A 15,173-nucleotide genomic window follows, 5' to 3' on the forward strand; every position below is an offset into this window, starting at 1 on the left:
GCGGTCTCAGCGGCCGGGGGAGGGCACCGGGGTCACCGGTACCCCTCCGGTCGCCCGGCCCAGCAGGGTCAGCCGGACCTTCCCCGGGCCGGACAGCGTGGTGAACTCCGAGAGGACCGCCAGCGCCAGGGAGTTGGTGCCGCGGGTGCGCAGGATGCCGTTCGGCAGGACGAAGGTGTGCTGCGGGCCGACGTTGTTGATGTACTGGCCCATGTTCCAGCCGTTGAGGAAGATCTGCGCCCGGTAGGCCCGGTACGGGTCGTCCTCCAGGGTCAGGCCGACCGAGGCGTCGATGTCGCCCGGCACGGACAGCCGGAAGGCCGTCCGGTACCAGGTCACGCCCTGGCGCCGCTCGGCCCGCGGGAAGGTCACCGCCTCCCAGTCCCGGTCGGGGAAGCCGGGCAGGTGCCAGCCCTGCCGCTCCCCGTACAGACCGCCGTTGTTCTGCGGCCCGCGCACCGGGTCCGGCGCCGCCTCGCCCTGGATGCGCCAGCTCACCTTCGGCGCGGCCCCCTTGAAGAGGGCGGCGGTGAGGCCGCGGGCCACCTTGTGGGTGTCCTGCGCCTTGCCATCCTGGTCGTGCTGCATGCGCCGGACCAGGACCGACAGCACGTGCCGGCCGGGCGAGCGCAGTCGCTCGTGTACCGGGAAGACGGCCGTGGCGTCCCAGCTGCCCTTCCTGGTCGTGGTGGTCTTGTCGGGCACGGGCATCCGGTGGGTGCCCAGCGGCTCCCCGTCCAGCCACGCCATCAGCAGGCCCTGGGTGCCGGTGGTGTAGGCGAGCGAGACCTCCTCGACGCCCGAGGAGTCGCTGAACGCGCCCCGGTACCAGACGTCTCCGTAGTGGAAGCCGTAGTCGTCAGCGAACAGCACCGGCTGCCCCTCGGGGACCGGGGTGACGCTGTACGACGACGTCTTGTCGGCCGTCCTCCAGGACGAGTCGTCGAAGCCCGGACCGGCCTCCGGGTTCTCCGTCCGCATCCGCCAGCCGCCCAGCGCGGGCAGCCGCACCTCCGGCACGGAGGGCAGCATCCCGGTGCTCATCAGGCTTCCGGACAGGGTGACCCGGGTCGCCACCTTCCGCCCGTTCCACACCAGGCTCGTGATCCCGCGCGGCCCCCACACCTCCACGCTGGTCGCGCCCGTGATGTCACCCGTCAGACGCACCTCGGAGCCGCGCACTTCGGCGTGGCGCAGCAACTGGGGGCCGTACACCAGCACGGTGCCGGACGGGGTGTCGTACGGGAAGAGGCGTACGGAGGTGGCGTCGTCGGCGAAGAGCAGCAGCAGCGGGGTGTCGCTCTCGCCCTTGTCGACCAGCACCCGGGTGAGACCGCCCTGCCCGAGCGGCGCGTCGACGTGCAGTTCGTTCCTGTCGTACGCCCACGCGGCCTCCGGGTCGAGCCGGATGACGGACGGCTCCACGGGGCACTTCAGGACCAGGTCCGCCATGTCCTCCCGGCGCCCGGTGAACACGGCGACGTCCTGCCGCCCGACCTTCAGGCACATCATGGGCTGCGCGGTGGAGTGCTTGAGCGTCCGCTTGCCGAGGGGGAGCCCGGTGGTCAGCAGGCGGGCGTCGTGTGCGGGCACGGTGATCCGCAGCTTCCCGGCGTCCGTCGGCAGCTCGGTGGTGACCGGGTCCGCGCCGTCGTTGCGGGCCACGTACACATGGGTGCCGGTGTCCGGATTGGTCAGGTGGTAGACCTTCAGCCCCTCGGCCCTGACCTCCGCCGCCCGGTCCAGACGGGCGAAGTCGGGCACGCGCTGGAGCAGATGCCCCAGCTGGTGCATCGGGGCGATCTTGCCGGTGACGTTGCGTCCCTCGTCGATCGCCGCCCCGTAGTCGTACGACGTGTAGACGATCGGCGCCGGCAGCCAGCCCCACGAGGTCCCGCCGAAGGTCATGTACACGTTGTGCAGGGTGAGGCCGTTGGCCAGGTTGGTGAGGTAGAAGCGGCGCTCGTAGGCCGCGTCCCGGGTGCGCCGTGACTCGGCGTACCCCTTGCCGTCGAACTCGGCCCCGCCCCACGGATCGAACCAGCCGCCGCCGAATTCGGGTACGAACCCGGGCGTGTGCGGCGAGGCGGTGGCCCCGCCCGTCGCACCGCCGCGCCCGAAGTCCCCCCAGTCCGGCGGCACCTCGGACGGCGAGGGATACCCGTCGAACCCGTACAGCCAGCCGCCCCGCTCCCCGCCCGTGTCGAAGGACCCCGGGACCCAGTAGCCGTTGCGGTGCTTGTCGTTGTGGAAGAGCGGTACGTCGATCCCGTCCGCCCTGACCTTCTTGTACAGGTGGGACATGTAGTCCCGCCCGGTCGCCTCCTTGACGTGGGCGTCGTACTCGTTCTCGATCTGGTAGAGCAGGACGGTTCCCCTGCCCTGGGTGAACAGGTGCCGGCGGGCGATCCGGTTCACCTGGGTCAGCCACTCGTCGACGTGCGACAGATAGGTCGGGTCGGCGGTGCGGGCCGTGCCCTTCGTCGCCGTCAGCCAGCCCGGGAAGCCGCCGCCGTCGATCTCGGCGTTGATGTACGGGCCGGGCCGCAGGATGACGTACAGACCCGTCTCGGTGGCCGTACGCAGGAACAGGTCGAGGTCCCGGACGCCGGAGAAGTCGTACCGGCCGGGCGCGGGGGAGTGGTAGTTCCACGACACGTAGATGCTCACGGCGTTGTACCCGTGCGCCCGCATCTTCTGGAGCACGTCCCGCCACAGGGAGGGACTCGGCAGCCGGAAGGGGTGCATCTCGCCGGACCACACCACCAGCCGGCGGCCGTCGACCAGCAGCGAGTACGGGTCGTACCCGATGGTGTGCGTCGCGCCGTCCGCGCGCGGCGGGGCGGGGGCCGGGCCGGTCGGCACGCTGCGTGCCGCGTAGGCCGAAGAGGCTCCTGGGCCGCCGCTGCCGCCCAGGGCGAAGCCGAGCGCGGCCGAGCCGGCCAGGCCACTGAAAGTACGTCTGCTGAGCGCCAAGGGTTCCTCCCGGGCGATCTTACGGGGCGCGGGTGCGGCCATTGTCCATGGAGGTACGCCCCACAATGGACGTATGAGGATCTCGGCGCGGGCGGATTACGCGGTACGGGCGGTACTGGAGCTGGCCGTACGGGAGGGTGACGGCCCGGTCAAGGCGGAGGAGATCGCCGCCGAGCAGGACATTCCGCACAAGTTTCTGGAGGGCATCCTGGGCGATCTCCGGCGCGCCGGAGTCGTCGACAGCCGGCGTGGCGGGGGCGGCGGCTACCGGCTGGCCCGGGCCGCGGCGGCGATCACCGTGGCGGACGTCATCCGGGCGGTGGACGGCCCGATCGTCTCCGTACGCGGCGAACGCCCGACCGGCCTGTCCTACACGGGCACGGCCCAGCCCCTCCTCCCCCTCTGGATCGCTCTCCGTGCCAACGTCCGCCGGATCCTGGAGGGCGTCACGATCGCCGACCTCGCAGCGGACACACTGCCCGAGCCGGTACGAGCACTGGCGGCGGAGCCGGCGGCTTGGGAGAACCCGTGAGTCTCGCCCCGATCGGCACGGCCGGCTGGGGCGTGGCGTACCGATCGGGAACCAACCGCGAAGGCCGGTAGCGCACCGTCCGCCGCTCAGCCGATGGCGATGCGGGTCTTCCAGTAGTCCCTGGGCGGGATGACTTCCGTTCCGGAGCTGCTGAGGGTGGTCTTGCCGCCTGGGTAGAAACGGACGGATCCGTCGGACCGGACGGCCCAGATGTCGGGGATGGTGTCTCCGTTTGCGCTGGGTATGCCGATCAGAAGCGGGACGTCGCTGGTGAGCCAACCGGACGCGGCGTATTCCGTATCGGCGCCGCCTGCGGAATTGACCCCGTAGGTGAGGGAGTCGAGGTCAACTCCGCCTTTGCCGTCTGTGATGCCCTTGCGGAGCCAGAGGCGGCCGGAGGTGTTGCTGCGGTAGAGGAGATCTGTGACGCCGTCGCCGCTGATGTCCTGGGCCGTGACGAGGTCGCGGTCCTTCCAGGCGGAGGCGGAGAGCCGGACGACCTGGTCGACGGTGGCCCCGTGATAGCCCGTGAAGACCCAGAGTTCGTCGTCGGTGCCGTTCTTGACGGTGGCGAAGAAGTCGCTACGGCTGTCGCCGGTGGCGTCTCCGGCACTCATGATCTGGGTGAAGTCAGCGGGACTGGGCGCTCCATCGGGGAGCAGGATCTCGCGGCGCTTGTCGGCGTTGACGGCGCCGTAGCCGTCTCCGGGGTAGACCCAGAGTTTGCCGCCGACGCGTACGACGAGGTCCTGGAGGCCGTCACCGCCGTAGATGTCGCCGTTGTGCGTGATCAGGGCGCCCTTGAAGTGGCCCGAGGGAAGTCCTGTGAAGGGTGGCAGGTCGTCGCCGCTGGGGTCCTTGTCGGGGTTGGACCGGTAGGCGCCGGGCATGGCGAAGTCCAGGTCGCCGATCGGCTTGGTGGGGTCGTTCCTGTCAGCTTCGGAGGGGTAGAGGGCGAGGTTGCCGTCTTCGTTGACGACCATGAGGTCGGGCATGCCGTCGCCGGTGAAGTCACCGGGCTTGTCGGCCTGGTCCCTCGGGCTCACGTAGAACAAGTACTTCGTCGCCTCAGAGGGATTTCCGGCGCCGTCGACGACGCGGACGTAGAGCACGTTGGGGCCGGCGGCCGGAGGCTTGGCGTTGGTGATCGCGGCGCTGACCGAGGTGGCGGTGCCCGTCTTGCGGTCCAGGGAGAAGGGGAAGCTGGTGGTGTTGAACCCGTACTCGTAGCGGACGACGTCGGTGTTGAGCGCACGGAAGGTGAAGGAGCCGGGAGTGCCGAACTTCTTGGTGCTCCAGCTCGTGTCCTCGCCCTCATTGCCGAAGCCGTCGTCGGTGCCATCGGCGTCCGGGAAGTCGGTGGAGGTGACCTTGGGTGGCTTCGGCGCCGTAGTGTCGAGGACGAACCGGCAGGGGGTTGTGGCCGGAGCATAGGAGGACGAGCTGCCGTCGTCGTCGAGGGCCCGCACGCGCCAGGAGTAGACGGTGCCGTTCGTCAGACTGCTGGTGGAGAAGGTGGCGGTTTCCAGGGCAGTGTCGGTGTCGCCGCCGACGGACTTCTTGCCGGCGGAGCGGAGCAGGTCACCGGTCGTGTCCCACTTGCCCATGGGCCAGAGGTCGAAGTCGAGGAAGTCGAGGTTCTTGTCCTTGTCCGTGGCCTTGGCCGTGAAGGTCAGGTCGCCCGACCCCATACGGGCGTAGGGCTTGGTGGTGGTGCAGCGGGCGTCCGGTCCCAGATCGAGGGAGTTGGACACGATGGTGGGTCTGCGGTTGTAGATCAGTTCCAGGACAGGGGCGTTGTCACCGTCGGCCTGGAACTTCTTCCACGCGTACTGGGAGTCCTCGTCGCGGGCGCGCAGCCCGAAGGTGATGGTGTCGTCGCCGTCGTCGGCCGCCTCCTGCGCCCCATGCCTGACGTCGAAGGCTTCGTACGCGTCGCGGCAGCTGGAGGCCTTCCAGCCGTGTGCGAAGGTCTTCGTGGCCAGCTTGTTGCCGTCGTGGAGCTTGGGCGCGTTGCTCCAGTTGGTGTGTGAGTCGATCTCTCCGGTGAGGTGCACGCTCATGGAGCGGCTGCTGCAGGACCAGGAGTAGGTCTCCAGCATACGCAGCTTCGCGCCGGTGATCTGGGTGCCTTTCAGGTCCTTGTCGAAGGAGATGTTGAAGAAGGACCGGGAGGTGCCCCAGGTGTCGGACTCGAAACCGACGCGGGCTTCGTGGGAACCGCCCTTGTTGAAGCCCTTGCCGTCGTAGAACGTGGCCTTGGGGAAGCGATCGTAGGCAGTGGTCCAGTGCTGGATGTGCTTCTTGACCGACGGGTCGATGAATACCGGGTACGTGGTGTCCGGATCGGCCAGGAAGTCCTGGTCCGGGGTGAGGGTCCACTGTCCCGGGGACAAGTCGGTGTCGACCAGCGCTCCATGGGAGTCGGGCGAAGGGCCGTCCAGCAGAGGTAGGCGCAGCGTCGCCGCCGAGCCCGGCTGCGAGGGCGCCGGTGACGGCTCCGCCGGCGGGGAGGGCAGGGGGGATTCGGATACCGAAGGCGCCGGGCCGTCACTTGCGGGGGGCAGCGTCTCGACGTCGGTGTCGCTCTGCTCGTCGGACTGGACCGGCGCTTCGTCGGTGGGAGCGGGGCTGTCGCTGGGGGTGGCGGAGGCTGAGTCCGTCGGGTCGGGCGTCTCGGGCTCGGTCGGCTGGGAGCTTGCGCCCACGGTGCCGTCCGTGACGGCGGGCGTGCCGTTGCTGTCCCACATCAGCGGCGTGGGCGACATGGCGACCTCATCGCCGCCCGCGTCCTCCGCGCTGACGATGCCGGTGACAGGGTCCAGCCGGAAGGTGAGGTCGGCGGAGTTCAGGCCGTAGGCCAGCTGCTGCACGCGAGGATCAGAGGCCGCCTGGCGGTTCTTCAGCACGACGAGCTGGGCGAAGCCGTCGTCGTCGGCGGTGAGCACGAGGTCACCGCCCGGGAAGATGTCCGGGTACAGAGCGCGGTTGCCGTCGATGACCGGGGTCGGGACAGCACCCGGCCACGTGAGCTGGATGTCATGGTCACCGACGTGCAACGTCACCAGGGGCGTTCCCGAGTCGGCGGCCGACCCCTTCAACAGGGAGACGCGGCGCACAATGGAACGGCCGCTGTGCTGCTCGCCGCCTCCGCGGGAGCCGGCGGAGAAGACCACCCGAGTGTTGGTCGCTTTCGGCTCCCACCCGGCCTTCGTACGGTGCAGCCCCGGGTCGATCTTCTTCCACTCGCCGCCCACCCTGGCGCGGATGGGGGACGAGTAGAGCCGCTTCTGCATACGCCCGTCGGGGCGGGCCCAGGTGGTGGACGAAGCGGTGCGGGCAGCGGTGACCTCGACGTTCTTCCCCGTACGCGCAGCCTGCGCCAGGGCAGCGCTCTCGGAGACGGCCTTGGCGGGGTGGCGGTCGTGGCCATCGGCGGGCCCCGTGTCGGCGTCCAGCCGTAGCCCCGCGTAGACGATCCCGGACGTGGCCAGCACGCTCGCGGCAAGTACAGCGCTCGTCCGACGGCCGAATCTGCGGCGCCAGTTGAGTGTCATCGACCGGGTTCCCCTTCCCCCTCGCGGCCATCGCATGAGAGCGCGCGGCCGGGCGAGCCGATGATGACCTATGAGCAATCTGTCGTCATCTTGTGAACGAATTGGGCATGCGGGCTGACGGGACGCCGCTCTTGAATCCCTCGTGGCCAGGCGCACAAAACGAGTGAGCCGCTTCCAGGGAATAAATTGGATTAACTGGCATCAAGGGAGGGGAAAATGATGCCCTATTTGAAGGCCTGTGTACATAATGTCCAATACTTCTCGGTCGCCCGATCAATTCCCTCTCAGGGGTTTTCCTTCGGCTAGGTTGCATTCAATGCGTAGCGAGTCGTTACGCACCGTGATGATCCTCACATCGCCTGCTGGTCGCTGGCATTCACTCACAGGTTGATCACAGAATCTCCGCTGTTTGATATGTCGTCACGCGTGGCCCATGCCCGGTCCCGCTGCAAGTGGTCCGGGGGGATCTCGCTGTGTTCGATCGCTTCTTGACGGTCCGTAAGCGTCGAATCGTGCGAACGTCGGTGCCCGTCACTGCGGCGGCGCTGCTGATCGGTCTGCTGCCCGCTCAGGCGGTGGCGCTGCCGCCGGACCCGGCGAAGGCGGAGGTCGCGCGCGAGTCGTTGGACCTCGAGGCGCTGGAACGTGATCAGCCGGTGCCGGGCCAGACGGTCAAGCCCAAGGTGGTCAGCCTCGGAGCGGAGATTCCCAAGGAACAGCTGTCCGCCGCCACGAATACGGTCTCTCCGCCGTCGAATCTCTCCGGTTCGGTCACTTTCGGTTCCACGGCTTCGGCAGCCTCCGCACACACGGCCGTCGTGACGGCCGACCAGGCAGGTCTGAGCCCCGTCGGCGCTCTGCCGGTCAGCCTGGGCCAGGCCCAGGATCAGCCGGCTCCCACCGGCACCTGGCAGGTCTCCATTCCCGACCGTGCGGCAGCAGTGAGCCAGGGAATCGACGGGGCCGTCATGGTGGTCCAGGCCCCCGACACCGGCTCCGTTCCGGTGTCGGTGAAGTTGGACTACTCCAAGTTCAAGAGCCTCTACGGCGCCGACTGGGCCTCGCGGCTGCGGCTCGTCCAGTTTCCCGACTGTTATCTGACGACGCCGGACGACGAGGCGTGCCAGGCCTACGAGGAACTGGACACGACCAACGACACAGCGTCGAAAACTCTGACTGCGACCGTCGACCCCGCGGCCGAAGCCGGGGTGACACAGGCCTCCACCACATCCGCGCGGTCCGAGCGCTCCGGTGTGGTTCAGGCGGCCTACCGCAGGACCACGTCCGCGACTCCCGTGGCGGCAGGCCCCAGTGCCGCGGTCGTCGCCGCCGTCGACTCGGGCGCCGGGGCAGGCGGCACGTTCAAGGCGACGCCACTCGCCTCCGACGGAAAGTGGGAAGCGGGAGGATCATCGGGCGCGTTCACCTGGTCCTACCCGCTGACTGTGCCCAGTCCACCCGCCGGCCCCGCACCCGAGATCTCGCTCAGCTACAACTCGCAGACGGTGGACGGGCGGACGGCCGTCTCCTCCGGGCAGTCGTCGTGGATCGGTGAGGGCTGGTCCTACGACCCGGGTTACATCGAGCGCCGCTACCGACCTTGCCAGGACGACCGCAAGAAGCTGAACGCCGGCACACCCAACAACACGGCCAAGAAGGACAAGACAACAGACCTGTGCTGGGTGTCGTACAACGCTGTGATGTCCCTGGCGGGCAAGACCACCGAGCTGGTCCGGGTGCCGGCCTCAGGAAGCGATCCGGAGAAGGACAGCGAGTTCTATCGGCCGCAACAGGACGACGGCACCCGCATCGAACACCGCGTCGGCGGCGGCAACGACGACAACAACGGCGAATACTGGGTGGTCACCACCCGCGACGGCACCCAGTACTACTACGGCGTCAACCAGGTCGGCGGCGGTCACGCGGACACCAACTCCGTCTCCACCGTCCCTGTCTTCGGCAACCACCCCGGCGAGCCCTGCCACGCCGACTCCTTCGCGGACTCACGCTGCGGTGCGGGAAAGCAGCAGGCGTGGCGCTGGGGCCTGGACAAGGTCATCGACGTCAACGGCAACCTCATGATCGTCAACTACAGGCAGGAGACGAACTACTACGCCGTCCGCAAGAAGTACAAGTCGCCCGAGCAGTACGACCGCGCGCAGTACCCGACCACCATCGAGTACGGCATGCGCCCGGACAGCCTCACCAAGCCGTCCGCCGTTGTGGAGTTCGGTGCCCAGCAGCGCTGCCTGAAGTCCGCGACCGCGTGTGCTGCGGGAAACTTCGACAAGACAAGCGACCCGGGCGCCTACCGGCCCTGGTGGGACACCCCCGGCAACCTCAACTGCAAGTCCACCTCCAAGCTCTGCCCGGCCTTCCCGTCCTTCTGGACGCAGATGCGTCTGGACACGATCACCACGAAGGGCGCCCGCGCGGGACAGCAGGGTCTGGGCAAGGTGGACGTCTACACCCTCCACCAGTCCTTCCCGGAGGACTGGTACGACACTTCACCCGGCCTGTGGCTGAACTCGATCACCCGCACCGGCTACGGCCCCGGCGACACCAGCGGCACTCTGCAGTCCGCCGACGGCATCAGCTTCACCAGGTACACCGTTGGCTCCACTTCGCCTCTGCACGCCTGGCTGAAGGACCGCCAGCTGCCGAACCTGGTGCTCTCCGGCAAGAACGACCAGCGGCCGGGCTTCACCCGCCCACGCATCGGTACCGTCTCCACCGAGTACGGCGGTGACATCGAGGTCGAGTACACGGGCGGCTGCCGGACCGAACCCGCGGACGACAAGGGAAAGGCCAACGGCACCTGCTACCCGGTCCGCTGGTCACCGGACGGCGACGAGAAGACCCCCGCCAAGGCGTGGTTCAACAAGTACGTCGTCGCCTCGGTGATCGAGACCGACAAGGTCACCTCGCACGGCAAGCCCGTCGTCACCAAGTACGCCTACGACGCCCCGGCCTGGTCCAAGGGAGACGACGAGTTCACCCGGCCGTCCCTGCGCACGTACAGCGACTGGCGCGGCTATCGGAAGATCTCGGTCACCAAGGGCAGCAAGACTGCCCCGGCACCGGGCGGGGTCAACCCTCAGTCGTACTCGGTCACCCGCTACTTCCAGGGCACGGGCGGCGAGGTCAAGGACTCCAAGAACGAGCGCACACTGCTCGCCGACGACGCCCCGCAGTACGCGGGCATGACCGCGGAGACCCTCACCTACCGCGACTCCGCGGGCCCCGTCGTCCGGCGCACGCTGAACTACCCCTGGTCCAAGCAGACCGCGTCCCGCGCCCGGGAGAACGAGGACGGGACGGAGTCGGACCCGCTCCTCGCCCACCGCACAGGCATCAAGCGCACGGACGACATCCAGACCACCGATGACGCCGGCGGTTGGCAGGCCGTCCGTACGTTCACCACCGTCGACGACACTTACGGCCTGCCCCTCCAAGTCGAGACGGCGGTCGTCAAGCCCAACGGCAGCGGCGAGACACTCACCGACCAGACCTGCACGGTGACGTCGTACGTCCACAACACGACCGCCTGGCTGATCGGCCTGCCGAAGGAGCAGCGGACCACCGGCACGTCGTGCGCCGGCTACGAGAACGCCGACCTCGCCACCCAGCTGATGTCGGCGCAGCGGACCAGCTACGACAAGCTCGCCTTCGGGGCGGCGCCGGCCAAGGGCCGGCCCACCTCCGTGGCGGAGATCGACGGGGCCGGTACCTCCTATTCCCACGTCACAGAGACCGAGTACGACGATCTGGGCCGGGTTCGCAAGGTCAGCAAGCCCGGCGAGGGCACCAGCGAGACCCAGTACACCCCCGAGACGGGCGGCCCGGTCACCCAGAGCAAGGCGATCAATGCCCAGGAGCAGGCCACCACGACGACGTTCGACCCCGGCCGTGGTCTCCCGCTCACCGTCACCGATCCCAACGGCCGTGTCACCCGCAACGAGTACGACGGTCTCGGCCGCCTGATCAAGGGCTGGTCAGCCTCTCGGGCATCGGGCGGCACATCCCCGAACGTCGTGATCGACTACCAGTCGGCCACCGCCACGAGCAAGGAGAACCGTCCTGCCGCCGTCGCGGTCAGGACGCTCAAGGACGACGGCACCTACGGCAGCCAGGTCACCCTCTACGACGGCCTCGCGCGAGCGGTCCAGACGCAGTCCGAGGCCCACGGACCCGGCCGGATCATCACCGACACGACCTACGACGACCACGGCCTGGCCGACGAGCAGACCAGCGGCTACCTGGCCAAGGGCGAACCGGAGGCGCAGCTGTTCGCTCCCCGGTCCAAGGCGTTGATCCCCAGCTCCGTCAAATACGGCTACGACGGCAGAGAGCGCGAGGTCCGCGCCGCCGCGTACCACGGTGGCGACTACACATACGCGACATCCACCAGCTACAGCTTCACCAGTACCTTGATCAACCCCGCGGGTTCGACCGCACCCACCACCCGCACGTACTACGACGCGCTCGGACGGGTCACCTCCGTCAAGCACTACACGCAGGAGGCATCCGACGCCACTGCCGGCCGTACGACGCGGTACGACTACGACACCCGGGGCAAGCGCAGCACGGTCACCGATCCAGCGGGCACCGTCTGGTCCTACACCTATGACGCCCGGGGACGGGTCACCTCCTCCACTGACCCCGACACAGGCACGACGTACACCTGGTACGACGACGCAGACCGGCCCAACCACACCAAGAACGCCCGCGAACAGGAGACCTTCACCGAGTACGACCTGCTCGGACGGGTGAAGTACGTCCGCCAGGGCTCCGCCGCCTCCTCACCGGTCACGGAATACAGCTACGACGACGCACCCGGAGGAATCGGTCGGCCCGGGAGTGCCACCCGGCACACCGACGGCGGCGACTACGTCACCCGAGTCACCGGCTACGACGCCGACTACCACCCCACCGGCAACGAGACGGTCATCCCGGCCAACTCCATGACCACCGGGCTGACCGGCACCTACACCTACAGCTACGCCTACACGCCCACCGGCCGGCAGCAGTCGGTCACGCTGCCCGCCGCGGGTGGTCTGGCGAAGGAAAAGGTCGTCACCCGCTACAACTCCGACGGCCTCCCCGAATCGACCTCCGGCCTGACCTGGTACGCAGCCGACGCCACCTACTCGCCCTACGGCGAGCCCCTGCGTACCGTCTCGGGATCCCAGCCGTCCCGGGTCTGGACAACCAACTTCATCGACCCGCACACCGGCCGTCTCCAGCGGACTGTGGCAGACCGCGAAACAGCAGGCCCGCACCGCATCGCCGACGGCTACTACGCCTACGACACGTCCGGCACCATCACGTCCAACGCCCGCAAGCTCAGCGAGGCGAGCGGTGACACCTGGGACACCCAGTGCTTCACCTACGACGTTATGGGTGAACTGGTCCACGCCTGGACCTCGAAGATCACGCCGACCGGCAGCGGCACCGGCTGCAAGGCCTCCAACGGCACCACCTGGGGCTACCGCACCGACTACGCGCCGTCCTCAGGCCCCATCGCAGACGCCTCGGACGACGCAGCCGATCCGACGAGCCCGGACACGTCGCTCACCTCCACCCTCAAGGCAGCGGCCCCGGACACCACCACCGTCTCCACGGGCGCCATCGCCTACCGCCAGTCCTTCACCTTCGACTGGCTCGGCAACCGCGCCGCCATGACCGAGCACGACACGGCAACGGCAGACGCGACCAAGAACGTCTCCTACACCTACAGCTACGGCAAGACGGTCACCGGAAACGGCACCACGCCGTCCTACCTGAAGCAGCCGCACACGGTCACGAGCATCAGTTCCACCCTGTCGGGCAAGGGCAGCACCTACACCTACGACAACACCGGCAACACCCGGCTCCGTGTCCTGCCCAACACCACCCAAGACCTCCGCTGGTCCCCGGAGAACAAACTCGACTCCATCACCGGCGACGGCAAGACGACGACATACGTCTACGACGCCGCGGGCAACCGTCTGCTGGAGAACTCCCCGTCCGGGTCCACCCTGTACCTGGGCGAGACGGAACTGACGACGAACGCGACAGGCACCATCACCCAGGCCTCACGCTCCTACGTACAGGCCGGCGCACCCACGGTCGTGCGCACGACGAGCAACGGCGCCACGACCGGCCACCAGCTCAACGCCCTCATCGCGGACAACCTCGGCACGGCCAACACGACAGTCCAACTGTCCGGCTCCCAGCCGGTCACTCGCCGCGCCTTCAAGCCCTACGGAGAACTGCGCGGACCCAAGGCGTCGAACTGGCCCAACAAGCGCGGCTACTTGGGCGTCGGCATCGACGACACCACTACCGGCCTCACCCACATGGGCGCCCGCGAGTACGACCAGAACTCCGGCCGCTTCCTCTCCGCGGACCCGATCATCGACATCGCGGACCCGCTCCAGATCAACGGGTACACCTACAGCAACAACGGCCCGGTCTCCCATTCGGACCCGACCGGTCTGATCCTGGACGCTGAATCCGGTGGTACGGCACCCTGCACCAAACCCGGCGGCTGCGTACGCGATGCCACCGACAAACGCCCTAGCGTCACCTGGAAGGACGAAGGCACAGCCCAGTACGACTACGACGGGGACGGATACATATCCGTCTTCCCCACCGTCAAGGTAAAGGCCAACTGGAGCAAGGCGCCCGCGTATATCAACGCGTTCTACAAAAAGCTCGACTTCCTCTGCGACCTGTACGGACGCGACGCCTGCACCGACCAGTCCTTCCCTGTGAACTCGTCGAATGTCAATAATTCAAAGGGCGCCGCTTGTCTTGCGGTAGGCGGGAAGTGCCCCGCAGGGCTCAGCTGGGGCGAAGGCGCGGCCATGGCGGACGGGGTCGCCCTCGCCGCCGACGGCGGAGAAGGCCCGGGAGGCATCGGGCTCGGCGGACTGCGCCTGCGCCAAAAGCCCGGTGGCTGCAACTGCTTCCTCGCCGGCACCAAGGTTCTCTTGGCGGACAAATCCTCGAAGAACATCGAGGACATGAAGGTCGGCGACGAAGTGCTGGCCACGGATCCGAAGACAGGAGAATCCGGACCGCACAAGGTCACCCGCCTGATCGTCAACGACCACGACAAGCACTTCAACAAACTCACGATCAAAACACCGGCGGGCGAGCGCAAGCTCACGGCCACACATGAGCACCCCTTCTGGGTGCCGGAACTCGGCCAGTGGGTGAGCGCAGGTGACCTGACGGCCGGCATGCACCTGCGTGAGCCGGACGGCACCACCGTCGAAGTCACGGTGAACCGGTCTTATTCGGCACGTACGCGTACGTACAACCTCACGGTTGAAGATCTGCACACGTACTATGTACTCGCTGGGTCGACGCCGGTCCTCGTTCACAATTCAGACTGGTGCACCCCTGAGGAACGCATCGAAGATGCTGCGGACATCGGTAACGGTCACGCGGGAAGCAAGCATGCCGGTGACTTTCCGGGACAGTCGCCCAAGGATATTGGCGACCTCGCCCGGGACGTGATGCAGAATCCGGCCCGTACGAAACCGCTGGGCGGCGGGCGGAGAGCGTATCAGGGGAAGGACGGGTCCACGATCGTGATTCACGACCCGATGCATCCGGATGGCGGTACTATCTTCCGCCGAGATCCGACGACGATTGACGATTACTGGGACGGGTTGAACTGATGCCTGAAACTCCTGTAGCGGCGAGTGACCTGCTCACCGCGGACGAGGTCGCCTGGCTGCGGCGCGCACTCCTGGAATGGGGTGGTCCGGCTCGATGCGGCGATGAGCTCGCTATTGGCATGGGGTTCGAAGGTGTGCAGGATCTGCTCGACCAATGCGGCAGGTTGCGTGCCGAACTCGGAGAAAGCGTTCCGATAGCCCCGGTCGATTGGGCGCGCGTATTGCTGGCCGTAGAGATTGTCTTCGTTAGCGATCTTGCAGGTTCGGGATGCGAATGGACGACAACCACAGGATTTAGCGACGAGTCGAGCATTCGGACTCTGCGTGCAATCCAGTTCAAGTTGGCCAGAGTGGTAAGACCGTACTTTGGCAAGCGGCCGAGCCTGTGAACTCTGCCCGATTCCGTAACCCTTTTGCTGGATAGCTTCAGCAAAG

At 67.7% G+C, this 15,173-nt stretch carries 5 protein-coding genes; 3 read left to right on the forward strand and 2 right to left on the reverse strand.

The features are described 5' to 3' along the window. Positions 1-6 precede the first annotated feature (6 nt). A complete protein-coding gene (locus ABZ471_RS06000) occupies positions 7-2,976 on the reverse strand; it encodes a beta-galactosidase (RefSeq protein ID WP_359062887.1) in 2,970 nt (989 codons plus the stop codon). A gap of 73 nt (positions 2,977-3,049) precedes the next feature. On the opposite strand from ABZ471_RS06000, the gene ABZ471_RS06005 reads away from it, so the two are divergent. Further along, positions 3,050-3,508 carry an Rrf2 family transcriptional regulator gene (locus ABZ471_RS06005; RefSeq protein WP_359062889.1) on the forward strand — a complete coding sequence of 153 codons (459 nt, stop codon included), beginning with the start codon at positions 3,050-3,052 and terminating at the stop codon, positions 3,506-3,508. An 86-nt stretch (positions 3,509-3,594) separates the two neighbouring features. On the opposite strand, the gene ABZ471_RS06010 is transcribed toward ABZ471_RS06005, so the two are convergent. Beyond that, positions 3,595-7,065 carry a DNRLRE domain-containing protein gene (locus ABZ471_RS06010; RefSeq protein ID WP_359062892.1) on the reverse strand — a complete coding sequence of 1,157 codons (3,471 nt, stop codon included), beginning with the start codon at positions 7,063-7,065 and terminating at the stop codon, positions 3,595-3,597. 968 nt (positions 7,066-8,033) lie between these two features. Between ABZ471_RS06010 and ABZ471_RS06015 the strand changes: the two genes are divergently transcribed. After that, positions 8,034-14,738 carry a polymorphic toxin-type HINT domain-containing protein gene (locus ABZ471_RS06015; RefSeq protein WP_359063031.1) on the forward strand — a complete coding sequence of 2,235 codons (6,705 nt, stop codon included), beginning with the start codon at positions 8,034-8,036 and terminating at the stop codon, positions 14,736-14,738. Further along, positions 14,738-15,127: a hypothetical protein gene (locus ABZ471_RS06020; protein ID WP_359062894.1), complete on the forward strand. Its 390-nt coding sequence runs from the start codon at positions 14,738-14,740 to the stop codon at positions 15,125-15,127. The genes ABZ471_RS06015 and ABZ471_RS06020 overlap by 1 nt, the downstream gene beginning before the upstream one ends. Positions 15,128-15,173: the final 46 nt, after the last annotated feature.

The organism is Streptomyces sp. NPDC005728 (assembly GCF_040630895.1).
In the GTDB taxonomy this organism is placed as follows: domain Bacteria; phylum Actinomycetota; class Actinomycetes; order Streptomycetales; family Streptomycetaceae; genus Streptomyces.